Annotated in this window: 19 protein-coding genes; 3 read left to right on the top strand and 16 right to left on the bottom strand. The window is 68.6% G+C overall.

The features are described 5' to 3' along the window. Positions 1–36: 36 nt before the first annotated feature. The 10 genes from E0H73_RS32240 to E0H73_RS32195 all read right to left on the bottom strand — a co-directional run bounded on the left by E0H73_RS32240 (position 37) and on the right by E0H73_RS32195 (position 10,357). Positions 37–1,365, bottom strand: coding sequence for a TldD/PmbA family protein (locus tag E0H73_RS32240; protein WP_131362727.1), 1,329 nt, complete (start codon positions 1,363–1,365; stop codon positions 37–39). Continuing rightward, positions 1,362–2,813 (bottom strand): TldD/PmbA family protein, encoded by a 1,452-nt coding sequence (locus E0H73_RS32235; protein WP_131362725.1) that lies wholly within the window; start codon positions 2,811–2,813, stop codon positions 1,362–1,364. The genes E0H73_RS32240 and E0H73_RS32235 overlap by 4 nt, the downstream gene beginning before the upstream one ends. Before the next feature lie 210 nt (positions 2,814–3,023). Then, on the bottom strand, positions 3,024–3,242 hold the full coding sequence (locus E0H73_RS32230) for a hypothetical protein (protein ID WP_131362723.1): 219 nt from the start codon (positions 3,240–3,242) through the stop codon (positions 3,024–3,026). After that, positions 3,239–4,039, bottom strand: coding sequence for a COG4280 domain-containing protein (locus E0H73_RS32225; protein ID WP_131362721.1), 801 nt, complete (start codon positions 4,037–4,039; stop codon positions 3,239–3,241). Before E0H73_RS32225 ends, E0H73_RS32230 begins: the two co-directional genes overlap by 4 nt. 167 nt (positions 4,040–4,206) lie before the next feature. Then, complete coding sequence (locus tag E0H73_RS32220) at positions 4,207–5,181, bottom strand: threonine/serine dehydratase (RefSeq protein ID WP_131362719.1); 975 nt, start codon at positions 5,179–5,181, stop codon at positions 4,207–4,209. Positions 5,182–5,191: 10 nt separating this feature from the next. After that, on the bottom strand, positions 5,192–6,001 hold the full coding sequence (locus E0H73_RS32215; protein ID WP_131362717.1) for an ABC transporter ATP-binding protein: 810 nt from the start codon (positions 5,999–6,001) through the stop codon (positions 5,192–5,194). 8 nt (positions 6,002–6,009) lie between these two features. Continuing rightward, positions 6,010–7,038, bottom strand: coding sequence for a FecCD family ABC transporter permease (locus tag E0H73_RS32210; RefSeq protein ID WP_131362715.1), 1,029 nt, complete (start codon positions 7,036–7,038; stop codon positions 6,010–6,012). Next, the gene (locus E0H73_RS32205; protein ID WP_131362714.1) at positions 7,035–8,099 is read right to left on the bottom strand and encodes a FecCD family ABC transporter permease; all 1,065 of its coding nucleotides are present in this window, start codon (positions 8,097–8,099) and stop codon (positions 7,035–7,037) included. The genes E0H73_RS32210 and E0H73_RS32205 overlap by 4 nt, the downstream gene beginning before the upstream one ends. A gap of 1 nt (position 8,100) precedes the next feature. Continuing rightward, positions 8,101–9,126 (bottom strand): ABC transporter substrate-binding protein, encoded by a 1,026-nt coding sequence (locus E0H73_RS32200; protein WP_131362712.1) that lies wholly within the window; start codon positions 9,124–9,126, stop codon positions 8,101–8,103. Between the two features lie 43 nt (positions 9,127–9,169). Beyond that, entirely contained in the window at positions 9,170–10,357 is a 1,188-nt protein-coding gene (locus E0H73_RS32195; RefSeq protein WP_202867663.1) for a C45 family autoproteolytic acyltransferase/hydrolase, read from the bottom strand. Positions 10,358–10,554: 197 nt separating this feature from the next. On the opposite strand from E0H73_RS32195, the gene E0H73_RS32190 reads away from it, so the two are divergent. Then, on the top strand, positions 10,555–11,496 hold the full coding sequence (locus tag E0H73_RS32190) for a MurR/RpiR family transcriptional regulator (RefSeq protein WP_165555906.1): 942 nt from the start codon (positions 10,555–10,557) through the stop codon (positions 11,494–11,496). Here the strand turns inward: E0H73_RS32190 and E0H73_RS32185 are convergent. From E0H73_RS32185 to E0H73_RS32160, 6 genes are all read right to left on the bottom strand, one after another. Next, a complete protein-coding gene (locus E0H73_RS32185) occupies positions 11,493–12,068 on the bottom strand; it encodes a Chromate resistance protein ChrB (RefSeq protein ID WP_131362706.1) in 576 nt (191 codons plus the stop codon). The genes E0H73_RS32190 and E0H73_RS32185 overlap by 4 nt on opposite strands. A 10-nt stretch (positions 12,069–12,078) precedes the next feature. Continuing rightward, positions 12,079–13,860, bottom strand: a complete 1,782-nt coding sequence (locus E0H73_RS48075; protein WP_131362704.1) for an FAD-binding protein — start codon at positions 13,858–13,860, stop codon at positions 12,079–12,081. Beyond that, positions 13,857–14,576 carry a VIT1/CCC1 transporter family protein gene (locus E0H73_RS32175; RefSeq protein WP_131362702.1) on the bottom strand — a complete coding sequence of 240 codons (720 nt, stop codon included), beginning with the start codon at positions 14,574–14,576 and terminating at the stop codon, positions 13,857–13,859. Before E0H73_RS32175 ends, E0H73_RS48075 begins: the two co-directional genes overlap by 4 nt. 73 nt (positions 14,577–14,649) lie before the next feature. Beyond that, positions 14,650–16,425: an aldehyde dehydrogenase family protein gene (locus E0H73_RS32170; protein WP_165555905.1), complete on the bottom strand. Its 1,776-nt coding sequence runs from the start codon at positions 16,423–16,425 to the stop codon at positions 14,650–14,652. Then, the gene (gene acnA, locus E0H73_RS32165; protein ID WP_131362700.1) at positions 16,422–18,893 is read right to left on the bottom strand and encodes an aconitate hydratase AcnA; all 2,472 of its coding nucleotides are present in this window, start codon (positions 18,891–18,893) and stop codon (positions 16,422–16,424) included. The genes E0H73_RS32170 and acnA overlap by 4 nt, the downstream gene beginning before the upstream one ends. Next, complete coding sequence (locus tag E0H73_RS32160) at positions 18,890–19,957, bottom strand: isocitrate/isopropylmalate dehydrogenase family protein (RefSeq protein ID WP_131362698.1); 1,068 nt, start codon at positions 19,955–19,957, stop codon at positions 18,890–18,892. The genes acnA and E0H73_RS32160 overlap by 4 nt, the downstream gene beginning before the upstream one ends. A 117-nt stretch (positions 19,958–20,074) precedes the next feature. Between E0H73_RS32160 and E0H73_RS32155 the strand changes: the two genes are divergently transcribed. Together E0H73_RS32155 and E0H73_RS32150 are read left to right on the top strand one after the other, a co-directional pair. Continuing rightward, complete coding sequence (locus E0H73_RS32155) at positions 20,075–20,788, top strand: GntR family transcriptional regulator (protein WP_131362696.1); 714 nt, start codon at positions 20,075–20,077, stop codon at positions 20,786–20,788. Continuing rightward, positions 20,785–21,771 carry a GDSL-type esterase/lipase family protein gene (locus E0H73_RS32150; protein WP_131362694.1) on the top strand — a complete coding sequence of 329 codons (987 nt, stop codon included), beginning with the start codon at positions 20,785–20,787 and terminating at the stop codon, positions 21,769–21,771. Before E0H73_RS32155 ends, E0H73_RS32150 begins: the two co-directional genes overlap by 4 nt. Positions 21,772–21,913: the final 142 nt, after the last annotated feature.

Here is a 21,913-nt window from a genome sequence, read left to right as displayed (position 1 = left end):
CGGTTTGAGCACGTACACACACGGGGCGCTGCTGGATCAGGTGAGGACGAGCGGTCCGGCCTCGATCAGCAGAGACGGGGTTACCACGCTGTCCATGAAGGTCTGGTCGCCGATCTCGCGGACGGCGCCGACAGCCAGTACGGCGTTCAGCACCTCGTCCATGCGGAAGGTGAACCGCAACTGCGGATGCCATGCGACGACCTTGCCGTCCTCGGCCCAGTAGGTCGCGTCTCGCGTCGTACCGGTGACGAGGGTCTGCTTCGGGTGCAGCACCCGTAGGTAGTCGAGCCGGTTCACCACCAGTCCGCTACCGCACTCGGCAAGCAACTCGTCCTCGGTCGCGTCACCGGCGTCAAGGAGTAGGTGTGACGGAACCGGGTCACCGCCGAACCGCCAACCATCCGGTACGGCGTGACCAGTCGGAACTCCCCCGGTCAGGCCAGCGCGCCGCCGGTCAGATACCAGTCCGGTCAGCACCCCGCGCTCGATCAGCGGCGTCCGGCGGCGAACGTTGCCCTCAGCATCGAACCCGCTGAGCAGCCCGGATGCATCAGTGGCATCGTCGACCAGTGTGAGGTTCTCACTCACCACCTGCTCGCCCAACCGCCCGGTCAGCACCGACCGCCCACTCGCGTAGTGCTGCGCACCTAGCGCCCACAGTCCGAAGGTCGCGATCAGCGTGTTCACTGCCGACGGCTTGAGCAGCACGCGGCAGCTGCCCTGGAACTTCTCGCGCACCGGCAAGGGGCGCAACGCCTCACGCAGCCGACCGGGGATGTCGCCGACCGGGATCAGGTCGGCATCGCGGTGCACCAGTTTGACGCTCGCGGACTGCCCGTCCTGCTTGGCGATCGCCTGGATCGATGCCTTGGTCAACGTCTCGGACCGGAACAGCCCGGTCGAGTCGGCAACGACACGGTCCAGTACGTCGTACCGGATCGCACCGCCGAGGCGCGCGGCCGGATCCAGACCGTCGCGCACGGTGCTGAACCACTCATGCCGTACGGCGGGGTCGCAGTCGACAATGGACTTCGCCGGCTCGACCGGCACCTGCTCACCATCCGCTACCGGCTGATCGGACGCGCTGTCCGTCGAGTCGGACGGCGGGAGCTCGGCGAGGGCGGCGTTCAGCCGATCGGCGAGGACACGCACGGCTTCCGGGTCGAGGGTTTCCAGCGTGCCACCGGCGATCCGGCCGTCCCGGTTCACCTTCACCCGGACGCGGAGCCTGCGTTCGCTGTGTTGTGCGGTGATCTCGGACTCGGCGTACCGGAGCAGGTCGGCGTTCTCGCCAAGCACGTCCAGCCGGCTGCCGGGGCCGAGGATCTCCAGGGCCTGCTCGATGTCTGTCCGCTCGATGCTCATCGTCCCACCTGCACGTTCTGGAAACGTCCCGGCACGGTGCCGTGACCGACATGAGCCACCTGCAGCGGCTCGCCCTTGTTGCACGACGGGACGCCGTGCACCTTCCACTCGTCCGGTCCGCCGAGTGCGTCGAGTCCGGCCCAGAACTCCGGGGTCACGCTCTGGTAGCTGCAGTTCTTCAGCAGCCGACCGAGCTTGCCGTCGCGGATCTCCCAGCCGAGTTCGGTGGTGAAGCGGAACGACATCCGCTGGTCATCGATCGAGAAGCCGCGGTTGGTGTCGACCAGGATGCCGCGCTTGGTGCCCGCGATCATCTCCTCGAGCGAGGACTCCCCCGGCTCCAGGCAGATGTTCGTCATCCGCACCAGCGGCAGCCGCTGCCAGCCGTCGGCCCGGGACGCTCCGGTCGGCTGATCGCCAAGCGCCGCCGCGGACTCCCGGCCGGACATGTAGCCGAGGAAGATGCCGTCCTTGACCAACTGGGTGCGCTGCGCCGGCACGCCCTCGTCGTCGTACCCGAAGGAGCCGAGGCCACCGGGGATGGTCGCGTCCGCGTACGCCGAGACGATCGGCGAGCCCCAGCGGAAATTGCCCCGGCGTTCGGGCGTCGCGTATGTACCGCCGGCCAGACTGGCCTCGGTGCCGAGCGCGCGGTCGGCCTCCATCGGGTGGCCGGCGCACTCGTGCAGCACCATGGCCAACTGGTTGCCTCCAGCAATGAGTGTGGTGACCTCGTCCGGGCACTGCGGAGCGGTCAGCAGCGCGACCGCCTCGGACGCGACCCGGGCCGCGTTCTCCACCAGGCCGAGCGACTCGACGTGCTCCCAGCCGGCGGTGGCGAAGTCGCCACGCTGGCCGCGGATCTGTCGCGGGACGCCCTGCGGGAAGGACCGGCGCTGCAGGTCGTCGCCGTTGCCGGCGTTCACCATCAGGCCGCCGCCACTCTCGGTCAGGGTCTGCTCGATCAGGGCGCCGTCGGTGTTCGCGAACACCTTCTCGTCGCGGTACAAGTCGATCGAGGCCTCGATCTGCTGGACCAGCGGACCCGCGGTCGACGCCTCCTTCACGGTGGCGGACAGCAGGTCGAGCTTGGTGCTCAGCGGGACCTCGAAGGGGTCGATCCGCATCGGCGACGACCAGGTGGCCCGGGTCGTCACCGGTTCACCGAGGTTCACGTGGCCGCCTCCGCCGGTCGCCCGCGCCTGGCCGACCGCCTGCGCGATCACGGCGTCGAGGCCGCGGGGGTCCAGCCGGTGGGTGGCGGCGAAGCCCCACTGGCCGCCGATCAGGACCCGGAGCCCGAGGCCGAGCGAGTCGTCGTACCCGACCTCGCCCGGACCGTCCAGCTCGACGAGGACCTGCTCGTGGGTGCGCCGGACCACCCGGATGTCGCCGTACTGCACGTCCGCGGGCAGCAGCGCCAGCACGGTCTCGGCGGTGTCGCGCATCACGGCACGCTCACCTGCTCAGGTTGGGAAGGAGTCACGGTCGGACCTCCGGTTCGGGGACGGATGGATCGGCGCCTCGCCTCACCGTAGCAGATACTACGAGATTTTGAATAGGTGTTGTGATTGCTACAGAGCACTGCTTTCGGACGTACGACGGCCCCGGTCGCGCACAGGCGCGGCCGGGGCCGATCGTCAACAGGGCTTGGGTTTTCAGCGCTTCTTCGGTCGTACGTCGATGGCCAGGCTGATGCTGAACGCGACGACGATCAGTGCGCCGCCGAGCAGGGTCAGGCCGGTGTCACCGAACAGTCCGGCCGTCATGGCCGCGAACAGGACGACGAGCGACAGCACGACAGCGACCGCGATCTTCCAGTCGTCACCGATGATGAAGTCGTACCAGAACTGGCCGAAGGCCTTCAGGAACTTCATTTCTTCACCTCCACAGGGATGTCGCCGGCCACGACCGGCGCCGGTACGGCGGGCTTGCGCAGTACGCTCACGAAGATCCGGCTGAGCAGCAGCCAGGCGGCCAGCAGGACCAGGATCATCAGGTCGTGACCCGGCCAGTCGAGGCTCTCGCGGCCGTCACGGAAGATGCCGATGCCCTCGACCGCCCAGTAGGTCCCGAACGACGCGAGCAGCAGGCCGACGCCGTACTTGAGCAGGTTCTCGTTGATCATCGACAGCGGCCGGCGCAGCGCGATCGCGATGCCGAGCACGATCACCACGGCCGCGGCCGCACCCAGGCTGGCGCCGGGGATGTTGTCCGCGTTCAGGCCGAAGGTGAGCACGATGAACACGACCTCCATGCCCTCCAGGAAGACGCCCTTGAACGAGACCATGAAGGCGAACAGATCCAGGCCGCCCTTGCTCTCACCGGCCGCCTTCGCCGCCTCGACCTCTTCGCGGTAGATCGCGTCCTCGTCGTGGACCGCCTTGCGCCCGGACGATCTGAGGATCGCCTTGCGCAACCACTGCAGGCCGAAGATCAGCAGCAGGCCGCCGATCGCCAACTGCAGCGCCGACTCCGGCAGCCAGTTCGCCAGCGCGTAGCCGGCCGCCACGGTCACCACCGCGAGCGCACCGAGCGCTGCGAACGTACCGACCAGCGCCGACTTCCAGCTCCGCGTGTAGCCCATCGCCATGACGATCGTGGTGGCTTCCACCATCTCCACGAAACACGCGACGAACGTCGCGACGATCAACCCCCACGTTGCCGCGTCCATCTCTCACCATCCCTCAGTCAGTTGCAACATCTGTTGCACGAAACGATAGTTACACAGATCCGGGAGTGTCAACGGAACGTCTCGTCCGTCGGGCTGCACCCGGCCGCGGGCATGCCGAAGCACCCGAGGTGATCAGGGAGTCACCTCGGGTGCATCGGCGGGGAGGGTCAGGCCAGCGCGGCCACCAGCGTGGACGCGGAGATGTTGCCGCCGCAGGACACCACGGCGACGCGCTTGCCCTCGAGTTCGGTACGCCGGGCCCGGGTGGCGGCGAAGGCCATCGCGGCGGAGCCTTCGATCAGCTGGTGCTCGGTGTCGATCACCATCCGCAGCGCCGCGCTGATCGCGTCCTCACTGACCAGCACCCAGTCGTCGACCAGTTCGCGGCACAGCTCGAACGTGATGCTGCCCGGCTCGACGCTGCCCGCCGTACCGTCGGATAGCGTGTCCTGGGCGTCAACCTGGATGATCTCGCCGGCTCGGACCGACGCCGCCATCGCGTCGTCGCGGACCGGCGAAGCGCCGTACACGCGGATGCCGGGCAGGTGCTTCTTGAGCACCGACGCGACGCCGCTGATCAGTCCGCCGCCACCGACCGCGACCACCACCGCGTCGAGCGGTTCACCGCCGAGTTGCTCGAGGATCTCCACCGCGACCGTGCCCTGCCCGGCGATGATGTCCGGGTCGTTGTACGGCGGCACGTAGGTCAGGCCGTGCTCGTCCGCGTACGCCCGGGCCTTCGGTTCGAGCACGCCCGAATCGTTGCCCTCGGCCCGTAGTTCCAGGCCGAGCCGGCGTAGCGCGGCAACTTTGCTCGGCGACGCGTTCTCCGGCAGGTAGACGATGCCGTGCCCGCCGAGGGTCGCGAGCGCGTTGCCGACACCGAGTCCGTGGTTCCCGGTCGAGGCGGTCACCACACCGGCCTGGCGCTGCTCGTCGGTGAGCGTCAGGATCTTCGCCATCGAACCGCGTGCCTTGAACGAGCCGGTGCGCTGCAGGTGCTCGGACTTCACCAGCACCTCGGCGCCGAGCTCGTCACTGAACGCGCCGTAGCGGACGAACGGCGTGAGCGGCAGGTGCTCACGCAGCTTCGGTGCGACCCGTTCCGACCGCTCGGCCGCTTCCGCGGGGCTCAACGTCATGCAGTACTCCTTATCCGGTTGCCACTGAGAGCTGGGCCCGGAGGCCGGCTCGCAGCGGGATACACATCGGCTTGCCACTGACCGGGTGCGGGACCACCTTCGACTCCACCCCGAACACGTCCCGGATGGTGTCGCAGGTGAACACGTCCTCCGGCGTGCCCTGGGTGACGAGGCTCCCGGACTTCATCACGAACACGTGGTCGGCGTACTCCGCCGCCATGTTGAAGTCGTGCAGCACCATCGCCACCGTCTTACCCTGCTCCTGATTGAGCTGGTGCAACAGGTCCAGCACCTCGAGCTGGTAGGCAACATCCAGGTACGTCGTGGGCTCGTCGAGCAGGATCAGGTCCGTGCCCTGCGCGAGGCAGAGCGCGATCCAGACGCGCTGGCGCTGACCACCGGACAACTGGTCCACGTGCTGGTGCCGCAGTTCCGCCGTACTGGTCACCTCCATCGCCCACTCGACGGTCTCCTTGTCGGCCTGACTGGGCACCTTGAGTGACGTGCGGTGCGGGTGGCGGCCGAACCAGACCAGGTCCTCGACCGAGATCGACTCGGGCGTGACCAGCACCTGCGGCAGGATCGCGAGCAGCCGGGCCACCTCCTTCGTCGGTGTGTCCTGGATCGACTTCCCGTCCAGGATCACACTCCCCTTGGCCGGTGGCAGCAACCGGGCCAGGGCCCGCAGCGCGGTGCTCTTGCCGGAGCCGTTGGGACCGATCAGCACGCTGACCTTCCCGTCCGGGATGGTCAGGGTCAGGTCCTGGGCGATGACCTTCTGGTCATAGGCGAGCTGGACGCCTTGTGCCTGCAGACGCATGGCGGTTCCTACTTTCCGGTCTTCACGAGCAGGTAGAGGAAGTACGGGCCACCGACGACCGCTGTCACCAGGCCGGCCGGGATCTCGAGGGGCGGTGCGAGGCCGCGGCCGATCATGTCCGCGACCAGCATCAGCAGTACGCCGAACAACGCGGCGGACGGGATCGACGCCAGGTGCCGGCCGCCGAACACGCGGCGAGCCATGTGCGGAGCAATCAGTCCGACGAAGCCGATCGTGCCGGACACCGCCACCGCGGCCGAGGCCAGCGCGACCGCGAACAGCAGCAAGACCCGGCGCGTCTTCTCGACCGGTTCGCCGAGTCCGGCGGCCAGATCGTCGCCGAGGCCGAGGACGTCGAGCTTGCGCGCCCAGATCACGATCAGCGGCACCAGTACCAGCACCCACGGGAGGATCTGCAGCACCGAGCTCATCGACCGTCCGAACAAGCTGCCGGTCAGCCAGATCAACGCGGCACTCACATCCAGTGGGTTCCGCACCAGCAGGAACCGGATACCGGCCTCGAAAGCGGCGCTGACCGCGATACCGACCAGCGCGATCCGCACCGGCGTCGCCCCGCGGCGATACGCCAGCAGGTACACCAACGCCGCTGCGACCAGGCCACCCACGAAGGCGGCCGGGACGACTGCGAACACCGGGAGACCGGGAATCGCCAGCAGCAACAGCATGCCCGCGAAGCCGGCTCCCTTGGTGACACCGACGACATCGGGTGCGGCGAGCGGGTTGCGGATGACGCCTTGCATGACGCCGCCGGACACGGCCAGCGCGATGCCGACCAGCCACGCCAGCAACACTCGCGGCAGCTGGAACTGCACCACGATCTGCGCTGCCTGGTCACTCGTGTTACCGATGACCGCGTTGAAGACGTCACCCATGGAGACGTCGGTGGCACCGACGCTGAGGCTGTAGAAGCTCAGCACGATCGCCAGCACACCGAGCGACCCCATCAGGACAGCCGGATGCCGCTTGGCCAGCGAGGTACGGCGTACGTGCTGCGCCAGAATCGCCGTGCTGCTCATGAGGTCGTCACCTTCTGCCGACGGGCCAGGTACACGAAGATCGGTGCGCCGATCAGGGCGGTCACCACACCCGCCGGTACTTCGAACGGCGGCTTGACGTAGCGGGACAGGATGTCGGCGTACAGGACCAGCACGCCGCCGCCGACCGCACACAGCGGCAGCAGAACGGTGTAGCTGGAACCCACGATCCGGCGCATGATGTGCGGCACGATCAGTCCGATGAAGGCCACCGGGCCGGCCACCGACACCGCCGCGCCACACAACACGATCACCAGCGCCGACCCGAGCATCCGGGTCCGCTCGACGTTCTGGCCGAGACCACGCGCCATGTCATCGCCCAGCGCCAGCAGGTTCAGCGGCCGTGCCATCGCGAACGCACCGATCAAGCCCAGCACCAACCACGGCAGCAGGTTGCGAACGTCCTGCCAGGTACCGAAGTTGACGCCGCCGACCAGCCAGAACAGCACGCTGTCGGTCGAGTTCTCGTCGAAGATGATCAGCACCTGCGTCAGCGAGATCAACAGGCTGCTGGCCGTGACACCGGCCAGCGCGAGCCGGACCGGACTGACCCGGCCACTGCCCGAACCGGCCAGCAACATCACCGACACACCGGCCACGCCCGCACCGCCGAACGCCAGCAGGATCGTCGGCGCACCACTCAGCGACGGCACCACGGTGATCGCCAGGACGACGACGAAGACCGCACCGGCGTTGACGCCCATGATCTCCGGCGCCGCGAGCGGGTTCGCCGCGACGGCCTGCATCAACGCGCCCGCCACCGCCAGGGCGGCGCCGACGCAGAGCGCCAGCACCACCCGCGGCAGCCGGATCGACTGGAGGATCAGCTCATCGGGCTGGTCGGCCTTGATGAGCGCCCCCGGCAGCCGCGCCAGCGAGATGTGCTGACTGCCGATCGACAGTCCCCACGCGACGCCGGCCGCGACCACCACCAGCAGCACCAGGGTCACCCAGGTGACTCGCTGCTTGTTGGTGACGATCTTCGGACGCTTGTGGACGGCGTCCTCGGAAGGTTTGGGCGCAGTGCCCACGGACAAGGACATGTCACTTCCCGTAGAGGAGTTTGACGGCTTCCTGAGCGACCACTTCAGAGGCGATCAGACCGCGCGACCGGGACCACTCGTTCGGGTCGACGTCGAAGGTCGCGTTGTTCTTCACCGCGGGGATCTCCTTCCACAGCGGGCTCTTGGTCCACTGGTCCCGCAGCGTCGGTCCGTCGTTGGCGGCGATGAACATGACGTCCGGCTTGTTCGCGACCAGCGTCTCGAGGGTCAGCGAGACCGAGGCGTCACCGGAGTCGTCCGGCAGCGACGAGTTGATCCCGATCACCGACAGAACGCCCGGCGTGTAGCCCTTCGGCGGGAACCCGGTGAAGCCCTTCTCCGAGGCGCGGACGAACAGCGCCTTGCGGCTCTCGCCCTCGGGCGCCTTGGCCTTCAGGTCGGTCATCAACTTGGCGTGCTCGGCGAGCCGGGTCTTCATCTCGTCACACTTGTTCAGCGCGATGGCGGTCGACATCTCGCTGTCCAGCACCTGCTGGTAGTTGCCGTTCAGGCTGGCGTAGGCGATGGTCGGCGCGATCTTGGACAGCTGGGCGTAGATCGCCTTGTGCCGACCGCTGTCGGCGACGATCAGATCCGGCTTCAGCGCGGTGATCACCTGGATGTTCGGTGTCGCCCGGAGGCCGACCGACTTGTACTCGCCGACCTTGTCACGCAGGGCGGGAATGATCCGCTTCGGCTGGTCGTCGTCGGCGACACCGACGGGCGACATACCAACTGCGACCAAGGCGTCGACGAAGGAGTACTCCAGCGCCACCACCCTGACCGGGTTGCCCGTGATCGTGGTGGTGCCGAGGTCGTGCTTGACGGTACGGGTCGCTTTCCCGCACTGCTCCAGGTTGACATCCGGGCTGACGCCTTCGGCAGCCGCGGCGCGGTCGGCGTTCGGCGCCGCGCCGGTGGAGGGTGAGGCCGCGGCGCCGCAGCCGGACAGGGCGACCGCGGCAGCAGCAGCGGTCAGAGTGGCGGCGGCGAGGATGCGCCGCAAGCTCGAGGATCGGTGGACCATGGCATTCGCTCCTGATGTCGACAATGCCTTGCAGGGGTGGGTTTCATCCGGCCACGGCGAGGGACAGCGCCGGGTCGTCGACGTCCGGCCGGTCGGAGAGACCGGGTCCGTCGTAGAGGTTCCAGGGAGCCTGCTGGTAGCTGTTGCTGCAGGGCAGGCCGGGGGTCAGCCGGTAGGCGCCAGTGGTCAGATCGACCAGGCTGGACACGATCGTGGCGTAACGGTCGAGCTCGTGCCGGCGCGGATCGACGTGCTGGCAGACGGCGTTGGGGTGACTGAAGTGGTCGCTCATCGTCGTTTGCACGATGGTCTCGACAGCCTTCTCGGTGGTGCCGTCGGTGCGGACCTGACGCAGGCCCTCCTCGACGCGCGGCACCCGGTAGAGCGAATCCACCGAGAACGGTTTGTAGGTCTCATTGATCTGGGGCGGGACGAAGGCCTGGAAGTGGTTGCCGTGCACCAGCAACCCGTCGGTCGGATACATCCATCCGTTTCGGCCGGGTGTCGTCTCCACGTCGATGGCGAACCCGTCGCGGTGGGTGAGGAGCAGGTTGCTGGACAGACTCTGCTTGGCGTTGAAGACCACCTGCAGTGCGTCGTACATGTCCCAGCTCTCCAGCACCATCCGGCGTACGAACGTGCCGGGGACGTTGAGGCCCGAGCCGAAGCCGGCGCCGAGACCGTTGGCGTTCAGTGCGAGGCCGGCCGAGTTCGCACCGTGCCGGGCCAGCTGGCCGGCTTCGACGTGACCGATCACGGTCGGCTTGCCCGGTTGCGAGACCCGCAGCAGCACGACGGTGTCCGCTACTCCGGCCCACAGGTCCCAGTTCTGTCCGGCCCAGACGTGTCCGAGCGGGTTGGCCTGCTGGAGGATCGCGAACGACGTACAGCCATCGTCACGCTCTTCCGTCGCGGCGCTGTCCTCGAACGGGTTGCCCCGGGTCAGTTCGCCGCGGCTGTTCAGCGCGAGGATCTCCGCGAAGGTGCGTCCGGACCCCTCGGCGATGCCACGGACCTCGTCCAGCAGGTCGGGCGCGATCGGTTCGATCACCGGGACCCAGCGCGGCGCCCGCTCCAGCACCTCGGCCCAGGGCAGCCCGGTGGCGCGGGGGACGGACTCGGCGTAGAACGCCAGCGAGCGCTCGATCAGCGAACGCGCGCCCTCGCCGTACTGCCGGCCGCGGTCGCGGGCGTCGGCGCCGGAGATGTCGATCGTCGGAAGCTGTGACACGGAAGTCGCTCCAGGGAGTGGACGGAACTTGACTCGAACCGTTTGTTCGTTGTGTTCACTACGAATATTCGTCTGACGGTAGTGATTGCTACAATCGCTGTCAACGGGTCGCGTCATCGTTTACCTGGCGGTGACAAACCGATCCGGGTGACATGATCTGCGTACTGACAGGCACAACTGGGAGCCGGAGGACCACCGTGGCCAAGACCAAGGCACCCACCCTGCCGGAGCGGGTGGCGAGCCGAATCAACGCACTGACGGCGACCGAGCGCAGGATCGCCGAGTACCTGTCGGCCCATCCCCAGGAGGCCGCGTTCTCCTCGGCCGAGGAGCTCGGGCGAGCCACCGGCACCAGCGACGCCAGCGTCGTCCGGACCGCCAAGGCGCTGGGTTTCGACGGCCTACCGGGCCTGAAGCGATCGCTACAGGGCGAACTGCAGGCCCTGCTGACGCCCGCCAACCGGCTCAGCAACAGCCTCGAGTCGTTCGACGACGGCGCCGAAGGGATCCTCACCGCGACCCTGCGCGACCACGTCGAGCGGCTCCAGCAAGCCGAACGTTCGATCGACCCGCAGGCGTTCGAGCACGCCGTCGAGCTGATCGACCGGGCCCGCGAGACGGTGATCTGCGGCTTCGCCGGCCTGGACGGGATCTCGGCGTACACCGCGACGCACCTGACCCGCATCGGCCGCCGCGCACGGACCGCGACCGACACCGGCTACCGGTTGGCCGACCGGTTGCTGATGCTCGGCCCGGAGGACGTGGTGATCGTGATCGCGCACAACCGGATCATCGTGGAGACCCGCGTCATCCTCGACCTGTGCGCCGAGGTCGGTGCCCGCGCGATCCTCATCACCGACACTCTCGGTGAGGCATTGCGCGAGCAGGTCGACGCTGTGCTGTCGGCGCCGATGAGCCGTCCGGGGACGTTCACCAGCCAGGCGACCGTGCTGATCCTGCTCGAGGCACTGGTGATCGCCGTGGCGGCACGGGACCAGAACCGTTCGCTGGAGACGACCGACCGGATGAACCAGTTGCGTGAGGAGCTGATGGGCTTCTCCCGTGCCGACGAGGTGGCCCTGAACCTGCCGGCCCAACGGCGCGCCCGCAAGCGCACCAACCGGACCGAGAGCGCCTAGACCGTGCCCTCGGTGCGTTCGTAGACGTCCGCCTCGAACTCCTCCAGCAGACGTTCACAGTCGGCCACCTTGGCCCGGGCCAGGTCCTTGCCCTCGGCATCCATCCAGTCCCGGCCCTCCACCTTGGTCAGCCAGCGGCGGAGCTTCTCCAGGTCCTGCCGGATCTCCTCGGCCTCCTCGAAGGTGTAGTTCTCCCGGAACCGCTCGAACTCGATCTCCTTGACGAACTTGGTCTCGCACTCCTCGACGATCTCGGCGTACTCCTTCGCGGACTGGCCGCGGAAGCCGTCCACGAACTGCTCGCGGGCGTCGTCGTCGACATCGGTCAGGGTGAGGAAGACGCTCGAGCCACCCAGCTCGGTCACCTTCTCCCGCACCTTCTCCATGCCGGCACGCAGCTCGTCGCGGTCCGGCAGCACGCACACCGCCTGCTGCACATAGAACCCGCCCAGCCGCTTCAGCTCCCGCCACACCGCCACCCGCGCCCGCGAGGACTCGCTCGGCACCTTGTAGATGAGCAGCAGCCAGCTCTCCGCTGCGGGACTCTTGGGCTTGGTACGACGGGTTGCCATGCCGGACAGGTTATCCGCTGACACGACTCCGGATCCCCTCGACGAGAAACGGCATCACCTCCCGCCAGTCCGCGACCAGACCGACGTCGCAGTGCGCGAAGACCTCCGCCGCCGGATCGGTGTTGATGGCCACTACTGTCCCGGCCCGGCTTGCGCCGGCCAGGTGGTTCAGGTTTCCGGACAGTCCGACCGCGACGTACATCCGTGGTGCGACGCTGCGTCCGGTGATGCCGATCTGCCGGCCGTGCGCCATCCAGCCTTGGTCGGTGACCTTCCGGGTGGCGGCGAGCTCGGCTCCTAGGAGGACGCGCATCGGCTCCAGTTCGGCGTACGTGTCGGGTGAGACGCCTCGGCCGACGCTGATGACGACCTCGGCCCGGTCCAGCGCGTCACCTTCGTTGCCGGTACGGCGTTCTGCTCGGCGCAGCGCGGGGTCCTCGGCTACGGGGAGCGTGTGTTCCTTGAGTGTGCGGTCGGCTCGCGGGGTGCGCAGTGGGAGCAGGCCGGTCCGGAGGGTGGCGATCTGGGGTGAGCCGTGGCTGATGATCTCGGCGAGGGTGCCGCCGCCTGACGGCTTCAGTCCGGCCAGGCGTGGCGTCGTACCACTGGTGACGCTCAGGCTGATCAGGTCCGACATCAGCCCGGCCTCGGAGGCGACCGCGAGTCGGGCGAGCACTTCGCGGTCCCACGGGAGCGCGGCGCCGAGTACCGCCCATGGCTCACGGTCCGCGATCCAGTTCGCGAGTGCTGCGGCGACAGGTCGGGGCTCGTCGCCGGTGAGCATGACCACCGAGTCAGCTCCCCACCGCGCGAGGTCGTCGGTGCTGTCGGCTGTTCTTACTGCGGTGACAGTTCCACCGACCTCAGCTGCAAGAGCCGCCGCCGCGCCCAGCAACGCCCGAGTCCCCGCCTCCGGTCCCGGCCCGACCAACACCACCACCTCAGCTCCCGCCTGGTGGGGTGCGTCGGGGACGGTTGCGGAAGCGGACGGGGCGGCGGTTTTGGGGGTGAAGGAGCCTCGGGAGAGGAGTTCTGTGATGGCTCGGGTGGCTTGGGTTTGGGGGTTGCCTCGGAAGATGACGGGGTCGCGGGTAAGGGGGGCGGGGTGGACCTGGGCGACCTTGGTCGGGCTGCCGGTGAGGCCCCAGTCGGCTGGGGCGAGGTCGGCGGTGGTGACCTGGCGGATCACGGCCGTCGGCGACCAGGTCTCGGGCGGCGCCTTGCAGGGATCGCAGGAGCGTTCAGCGACCGCGACAACGGCAGGCAGGTCTACTACGACGGACTCAGTGCCGGTGTCGTATTGGACAGTGGTCCGCAGCTGCTTACCACTGGAGTCCGGCTCTAGAGTCAGGACCGGGCCAGTGAAGGGCAGACCAAGGATCTCCGCGAGCATCGCACCGACCGCTCCGGTGCTGCCGTCGACCGAGCTGGCGCCAACGAGAATCAGGTCCGGCGGTTCATCGAGCAGCGCAACAGTCGACGCGAGCGCGCGAGCCGTGACAAGACAGTCCGATCCGGCCAAGGCAGGATCCGTCAGATGCACGGCGTCGTCGATTCCCCAGGCCAGAGCCTCACGCAGTACGTCGGCCGCCACGGGCGGACCCATGGTGACCGCAGTACTGCGCCCGCCGGACTCCCGGGCCAGCCGGACCGCCTGAGCGACGGCCCGGCGGCACCAGGGGTTCATCTCGGTGATCGCGCCGGCCCGATCGAGCCGGCCGTCGGCGTCGAGGCGCCCACTGTGATCACCCTTCGGCACCTGCTTCACCAGGGCCGTGACGAGCAGGTTCATGACAACCCGGTCCCAACCGCCAGTCCGATCGCGAACGTGACCGCGGCCGACAAGCCACCCAGGAGCAGCTGCCGCCCACCGCCGTACCAGAACGGGCGGGCGGTGATCTTGCCGACGATCCCGCCGGTGACGACCAGACCGATCGCACTCAGCACCAGCGCGGGCAGGACGGATGCGGCGCCGAAGAGGAACGGGATCAGCGGAACCAGCGCACCAAGGGCGAACGCGGCGAACGAGGACCCTGCCGCCACCCACGGCGACGGCAGGTCGTTGGGGTCGACGCCGAGCTCTTCGCGCACGTGGACGTCGAGCGCCACATCCGCGTTGACGGTCAGCTCGCGCGCCACCTGGGCGGCGAGCTCCGGGCGCAGACCCTTCGCCTCGTACATCATCGCGAGCTCGCGCTCTTCTTCCTCCGGGTGGATCCGCAGCTCGCGCCGTTCCACCTCGATCTCGGCCTTCATCAGCTCGGTCTGCGACGAGACCGAGGTGAACTCACCGGAGGCCATCGAACAGGCCCCGGCGACCAGGCCGGCCAGCCCGGTCATGATCACGACCTTGCCGGTCGCCCCGCCGCCGACCACACCGGCGACCAGGGCGAAGTTCGACACCAGGCCGTCCATCACGCCGAACGTCGCCGGCCGCAGCCAGCCACCGGTCACGTCGCGGTGCGAGTGGTGGATCTCCGACGGTGTCTCCGCAACTTCCGCGGTCATCTCCATACGTCCTTCCGGGTAAGGTGAGCGTAACCTTGGTTAATCTGCATCACCTGTTACATGAGTCTATTCGTTACTTTCCTGAAGCGGCAACGGCTCCGCGGTCGGCCGCTGAGAGATGCGCCACCGTGACGCCGGTCGCGGTCATCGTCCGGGTCACCGCGCGGCCGCCGTACACCCAGTAGATGGTCAGTTCGCCGTCGCCGCGGTTGGTGAACTGGTGCGGTACGCCGGCCGGCACCCAGGTCGCGTCGCCGGCCTCCAGGTCGATCCGCTCGTCGCCGATCACCGCGGTCGCCTGACCGGAGAACACCAGCACGGACTCCTCGACGTTGTGCGAGTGCAGCGGGATCCGGGTGCCGACCGCGAAGACCGTCGTACCGGTGGTGATCTTGTTCGACTCGCTGTTCCAGGCGCCGACGTACGGGACGGTCCGTACGCCGCTGCCACGGTCGAAGACCTCGACGTCGTCCGGCTTGATCACCAGCCGCGGCGCCGGGTCGGCCGACCAGACGGTCTTGAGGTTCATGAACTCGCGCATCCCGTGCGCGCCGAGCTCGCGGCCGTAGCCGGACCGCTTGGTCCCGCCGAACGGCAGCCGCGGATCCGACGCGACCATCGCATTCACGAACACCGCGCCCGCATCCAGGCGACGGACCAACTCGGACGCCCGTTCCTGCGTGGTCCACAACGACGCGCCCAGCCCGAACTCGGTCTGGTTGGCCAGCCGGATCGCCTCGTCGGCGTCGCGCACCCGCGTGATCGCCGCGACCGGGCCGAACGTCTCCTCGTCGAACGCCGCCATCCCCGGCAGCACATGGTCGAGCACGGTCGGCTGGTAGTAGAAGCCAGCCCGATCGGCTACTTCCCCGCCACGCACGAGAGTCGCTCCGGCGTCGACGGTACGGCGTACCTGGTCGTGCAACGTGTCACGGAGGCCAGCCCGAGCCAGCGGGCCGATCGTGGTCCCATCGTCGACCGGATCACCGAGGACCAGCCGCCCGACGGCGGCAGAGAAGCGGGCGACGAACTCGTCGGCGACAGACTCCTCGACGATGAACCGCTTCGCGTTGACGCAGCTCTGGCCGGTGTTCAGGAAGCGCGCGGTCACCGCGGTGGTCGCGGCAAGCTCCAGATCGGCGTCGGCCAGGACAATGAACGGATCCGAGCCGCCGAGTTCGAGCACCTGCTTCTTCAGCGCCCGACCAGCCTGCTCGGCGATCATGCTGCCGACCTCGGTCGAACCGGTGAACGTCACCGCCGCGATCCGGTCGTCCGCGATCAGACCGGCCACCTGGTCGGTCTCGACCAGGAGCACCCCGACCAGACCATCCGGTACTCCGGCATCCCGCAGTACCGACTCGATCGCCAGCGCACAGCGTGGGACCGAATTGGCGTGCTTGAGGATCGCGCCGTTGCCCGCGGCCAGTGCCGGAGCGACGAACCGGAAGAACTGCCAGAACGGGTAGTTCCACGGCATCATCGCGAGTACGACGCCCAGCGGGTCGGCCTCGACCCGGCCTTCCGCGGTGATCGTCTCCGCGGCCAGGAACCCCTGGGCGTTGGTCGCGTAGTACTCGCAGTTGATCGCACACTTCTCGATCTCGGCGGCCGCCTCGGCCAACGGCTTGCCCATCTCGCTGGTGATCAGCGCGGCCAGCTCGGCCTTGCGGTCCCGCAGCGTCGCGGCCAGGGACTCCAGCAGTTCGGTACGCCGCTGAACCTCGGCCCACCGCCAGTTGCTCTGGGCAACCACCGCGGCGGTGAGCATCCGGTCGACACGGTCCGCGTCGTACGGGTCGAAGGTGGCGAGTTGCTCGCCGCTGGCAGGGTTGATCGAGACGATCACTGGGCTTGTCCTTCGCTCAGGCGGTGCAGCACGTACGGCAGCACGCCGCCGTGGAGGTAGTAGTCGTGTTCACGCGGCGTGTCGAGACGGATCCGCAGCCGGTAGGTCTTGCCCGCGGAGGACGCGGTGGCGAAGCCGTCCTCGCCGAGGCGGATGTCGATCGGGTCGTCGCCGGTCAGGTCGTCACCCTCGCCCGGCAGGAACTCCAGCGGCAGGATGCCGAGGCCGACCAGGTTCGACCGATGGATGCGTTCGAACGACTGCGCCAGCACCGCCCGGACGCCTAGGAGCGCCGGACCCTTCGCCGCCCAGTCGCGAGACGATCCGGTGCCGTACTCCTTGCCGGCGACAACGACGATCGGTACGCCGGCCGCACGGTAGGCCTCGGCAGCGTCGTAGATCGAGGTCAGCTCGCCGTCGGGTCCACGGGTGACGGGACCTTCGGCGCCCTCGGCAAGCTGGTTGCGGAGCCGGACGTTGCCGAAGGCACCACGCATCATCACCAGGTGATTGCCGCGCCGCGACGCGTAGGTGTTCAGCTGGTGTCGCGGCACCCCTAGATATCGACCGGCAACGCTGTCCGGCGGGATCGCCCCAGCGGGCGAGATGTGATCCGTCGTGACCGAGTCACCCAACCGCACGAGTGCACGGGCACCGATCAGGTCACCAGGACTCGCTTCCATACCGAAGTACGGCGGCTGCTGTAGGTAAGTCGAGGAGCCCCACGCAAAGGTCTCCCCAGCCGGCGCGTCCAGTCCCTGCCACCGCTCGTCGCCCGCGAACAGGTCGTCGTACGCGTGGTCGAAGAGGTCGGGAGTCACGGTCGCGCCGATCACCTCGTCGATGCCGGTCGGCCAGATGTCCTTCAGGTAGACGGGCTGTCCCGACGGGTCGGTGCCGAGTGGTTCGGTGAGCAGGTCGATGTCCATCCGGCCCGCGAGTGCGTAGGCGATCACGAGCGGCGGCGAAGCGAGGTAGTTCAATCGGACGTCGGACTGGATCCGGCCCTCGAAGTTGCGGTTCCCCGACAGCACGGCCGCGACGGTGAGATCCTGCGAGCGAACCGCCTCGCCGACCTCGTCGATCAGCGCACCCGAGGCGCCGATGCAAGTCATGCAGCCAAACCCGGCCAGGTGGAACCCCAGCTTCTCCAGGTACGGCGTGAGTCCGGCCGCGCCGAGGTACTCCATCACGACCCGCGAACCAGGCGACAGGGTCGTCTTCACCCAGGGCTTGCTGGTGAGACCGCGCTCCACGGCGTTCCGGGCCAGCAACCCGGCGGCGACCATCACCGAGGGGTTGGACGTGTTCGTGCACGAGGTGATCGCCGCGACGACGACAGCGCCGTGACCCGGGACGTCCGTCGTACGCGGACCGACGGGGAGTTCCAAGGCCGCTGCCTGCTTGGCGTCAACCAGGGCGACGCGCTGCTGCGGCCGGCGCGGTCCAGCGATCGACGGGACCACGGAGCCGAGGTCGATGTCGACGTACTCGTCGTATCGGAGCTCAACGGAAGGGTCGTGCCAGAGGCCTTGCTCCTTGGCGTAGGACTCGACGAGCGCGACCTTCTCCGGCGGGCGGCCGGTGAAGCGCAGGTACTCCAGCGTGCGGTCGTCGATCGGGAAGTACGCCGCGGTCGAGCCGAACTCCGGGCTCATGTTCGCGATCGTGGCCCGGTCCGGCACCGGGAGACCGGCGAGCGCGGGACCGCCGAACTCGACCAGCTTGCCGACCACGCCGTGCGCACGCAGCGTCTCGGTGATCGTCAGCACCAGGTCGGTCGCGGTCGTCCCGATCGGCAGCGCGCCGGACAACCGGACGCCGACAACCGGTGGCAGCACCATCGACACGGACTGACCGAGCATCGCGGCCTCGGCCTCGATGCCGCCGATCCCCCAGCCGAGTACGCCGAGCCCGTTGACCATCGTGGTGTGCGAATCCGTGCCCAGGCAAAGATCCGGGAACACCCAGCCGTCGCGCTCCTCGACCACGCGGGCCAGGTGCTCGAGATTGATCTGGTGCATGATCCCGGCGCCGGGCGGGACCACCTTCAGCTGCTGGAACGTGCGCTGACCCCAGCGCAGGAAGCGATACCGCTCGGCGTTCCGCTCGTACTCCAGCGCGACGTTCAACGACAGGGCGTCCGGCCGGCCGAACGTATCCGCGATCACCGAATGGTCGACCACCAACTCAGCGGGGATCAGCGGATCGACCAGCGCCGGATCGTTGCCGCTAGCCACCATCGCGTCCCGCATCGCGGCCAGATCGGCCAGCACGGGAACGCCGTTCGTGTCGTGCAGGAAGACCCTGGACGGGAACACCTCGAGCTCACCGACCGCACCCGGTTCCCAGTTCCGCAGTACGTCGCTCGCGGTGCCGTGCCGCAGTGCGTTCTCCAGCAGGATGCGCAGAGTCCGCGGCAGGTGATCGGGAGCGACGCCCCGCAGGGACTGGGTCCGGGCGGTCATGCCGACTCGTTGATGGCAGCAACGACAGCGTTGGTGAACTCCGCCGTACCGGCCGTGCCGCCGAGATCCGCGGTACGGACGCCGCTCGCGACCGCCGTACGGAGTCCGCGATCGACCAGCGTCGCCGCCTGCTTGGCGTGCTCGCTGCCGAGCCAGTCCAGCAGCATCGCGCCGGACGCGATCATCGCGGTCGGGTTGGCGAGGCCGCGGCCGGCGATGTCGGGCGCCGAGCCGTGCGCGGCCTGGGCCATCGCGCGGTCGTTGGATGCGTTGATCGACGGCGCGATGCCGAGCGAGCCGGCCAGTTCGCCGGTCAGGTCGGACAGGATGTCGCCGAACATGTTCTCGGTCACCAGCACGTCGAAGTCGGCGCCGTGCCGGACCAGGTGCACGGTCATCGCATCGATGTGGAAGTCGTCCACCTCGACCTCGGGGTACCCGGCGGCGAGCTCGCGGCAGATCTCCAGGAAGAAGCCGGTGCTGGTGCGCAGCACGTTGGCCTTGTGCACGATCGTCAGGTGCCGGCGCCGGCGGCTCGCCAGTTCGAGGGCCTGGCGCGCGATCCGCTCGATCGCCGGGCGGGTGAAGATGCCCATCGCGATCGCCACGTCGGCGGTCGGCATGAACTCGCCGGTGCCGCGATAGGTACTGCGGTCCGCGTAGAAACCCTCGGTGTTCTCCCGGACCACGACCAGGTCGAGGCCGGGCACCAGCGCGGGCGTCCCCTCGAAGGCCTTGGCCGGGCGGATGTTCGCGAACAGGTCGAAGTGCTTGCGCAGGAACCCGCTCGGGTTCAGCTTGGCCCGGTGCTCGGCCGGGTACGCCGCACTGTCGTGCGGGCCGAGCAGCCAGCCGTCGAGCTTGTCGAGCGTCTCGACCGTGACGTCGGGCAGCGCGCTGCCGTGCGTCTCGATCGCCGCCGCACCGACCGGGAGCGGAACCCATTCGACGGGTTCGGCACCGGTGGCGGCCAGCGCCGCGTCGAGCACCTGGACGGCCGCGGGAACGATCTCGGGTCCGATGCCGTCGCCGGGCAGCACGCCCAGCCGGTAGTGATCAGCCATGAGAAGGAGTGTGAGTCGTTATAACCTTCTACGTCAAGATCTCCTGAGGGATCGTCTCAAGGCTTGATCTCAAGGTATTCTCTGCCTCAGCCCTGTTATAACCACGGAGGTTCGCCTGTGTCCGAGGTCAAGACGGCCACCAAGGCCGAGGTCGCCTACGAGCTCGTCCGCGACCAACTCCTGCGCGGCGACCTGGTGCCCGGATCGGTCATCCAGCAGGCTGCGCTGGCCCGCGATCTCGGCATCAGTACGACGCCGCTGCGCGAGGCGCTGCGCCGGTTGATGACCGAGGGCCTGGTGGAGCTCGACGCACACCGGGACGCCCGGGTCACCCGGCTGACCGCCGAGGAGGCGCGCGACCTGGTCGAGATCCGGCGGTCGCTGGATCCGTTGGCGGCCGGCCTCGCGGCGGAGCGTCGTACCCGGCAGGATCTGGACCGGATCCGGGAGACGGCCGACAAGCTGTTGCCGCTGCGTACCGACCCGGAGTCGTCCGAGCTGGCGACGCACCGGCAGTTCCACATCGCGATCTACACGGCCTCGCACAACCAGTTGCTGGTCCAGACGCTGGACGGGCTGTGGGACAAAGCGGACCGGTACCGCAGGCTGGCCCTCGAGGACGGCCGGACCGAGGAGGACCTCGACCGCACCCACGCCGAGCATCTCGCGATGGTCGACGCGATCGCGGCCGGAGACGCCGCCACGGCCGCCGCGGTCATGCTCGCCCACGTCGACGCCAGCCTCGGTGCGCGCGCCGTCGCCCGCCTCACGTCCGCCGCCGCACAGCCTGTCGCCCGGTCACTCCGGGGCATCCGAGGAGCGCGAACATGACCGAGGCCCTCTGGACCGGGTACCAGCATCGTGAGGCCGACTCCGACGGCTGGACGACGTTCTGGCGCCTCGACCCGCGCGGCCACGACTTCCACCTGACCGACTGGACCGGGTATCCGGACCGCGAGGGCCACCGCCTCTGGGACCGCGCTGCCACGCCCGCGGGCGTCCGGGCCTCTTGGAGTACGACGGCCTCCTCGGTGCGACTGGAGATCCGGGCGGCGCTCGGCATCTACGCGAATCTGGCACCGGTGGACGTCCTGGTCGACGGTGAGCTGCATCGGCGCTGCGAGGTCCGGGAGGGCGAGCAGACTCTGACTGCCGACCTGCCGGGACGGCCTGCCGAGGTGGAGATCTGGCTGCCCCAGGCCGGGATGATCGGCTTCCGCGGGCTCACGTTCGACGGCGATGCCGAGCCGGTGGCCCCCAGCGGACCGCGCTGGATCACCTACGGCAGTTCGATCACTCAGTGCAGCGGCGCCTACGGCCCCTCGGAGACTTGGCCGGCCTTGGTCGCCCGTCGGCACGGCTGGGACCTGGTGGCCCTTGGCTTCGCCGGGGAGTGCCACCTGGATCCGATCGCGGCCCGCACGATCCGGGACACTCCGGCGCGACTGATCTCGATGTGCCTCGGCGTCAACATCTACGGCGGCGGGACCTTCAGCGGCCGCACGCTGCCCGGCCAGGTCGAGTCGTTCGTCTCGACCGTCCGTGCGGGTCACCCGAAGACGCCGATCGTCGTCATCACTCCCCTGCTCGCCCCCAACCTCGAGGGCAAACCCAATGCGGTCGGCCTGACCCTCGACGACATCCGCGACTGCGTCGAGCGCGGCGCCCGGGTCGATCCCGGCGTACGCCTCATCGAGGGCCGCGACATCCTCACCAGGACCGAGGCCCTCGCCCTGTACGCCGACGACCTCCACCCCGGCCCCGACGGCTACCACCTGATCGCCGACCGCCTATCCCCCCACCTCACCCCGTAGTCCGACAAGCCGACCTTGTGCACCGGTTGGTCGCCACATCGCCCTTGGCCTCAACCGGTTGTTGCACATGATCTTTGTGTGGTGACTGGAGGTAGTGATGCCGGGTAGGCGGTTGGACGTGCGGGAGCGTCAGGTGATTGAG

This window comes from Kribbella pittospori, assembly GCF_004331465.1.
Taxonomy (GTDB): domain Bacteria; phylum Actinomycetota; class Actinomycetes; order Propionibacteriales; family Kribbellaceae; genus Kribbella; species Kribbella pittospori.
The sequence above is the reverse complement of the archived record's forward strand: the minus strand, read 5'-3'. Positions and strand labels throughout refer to the sequence as shown.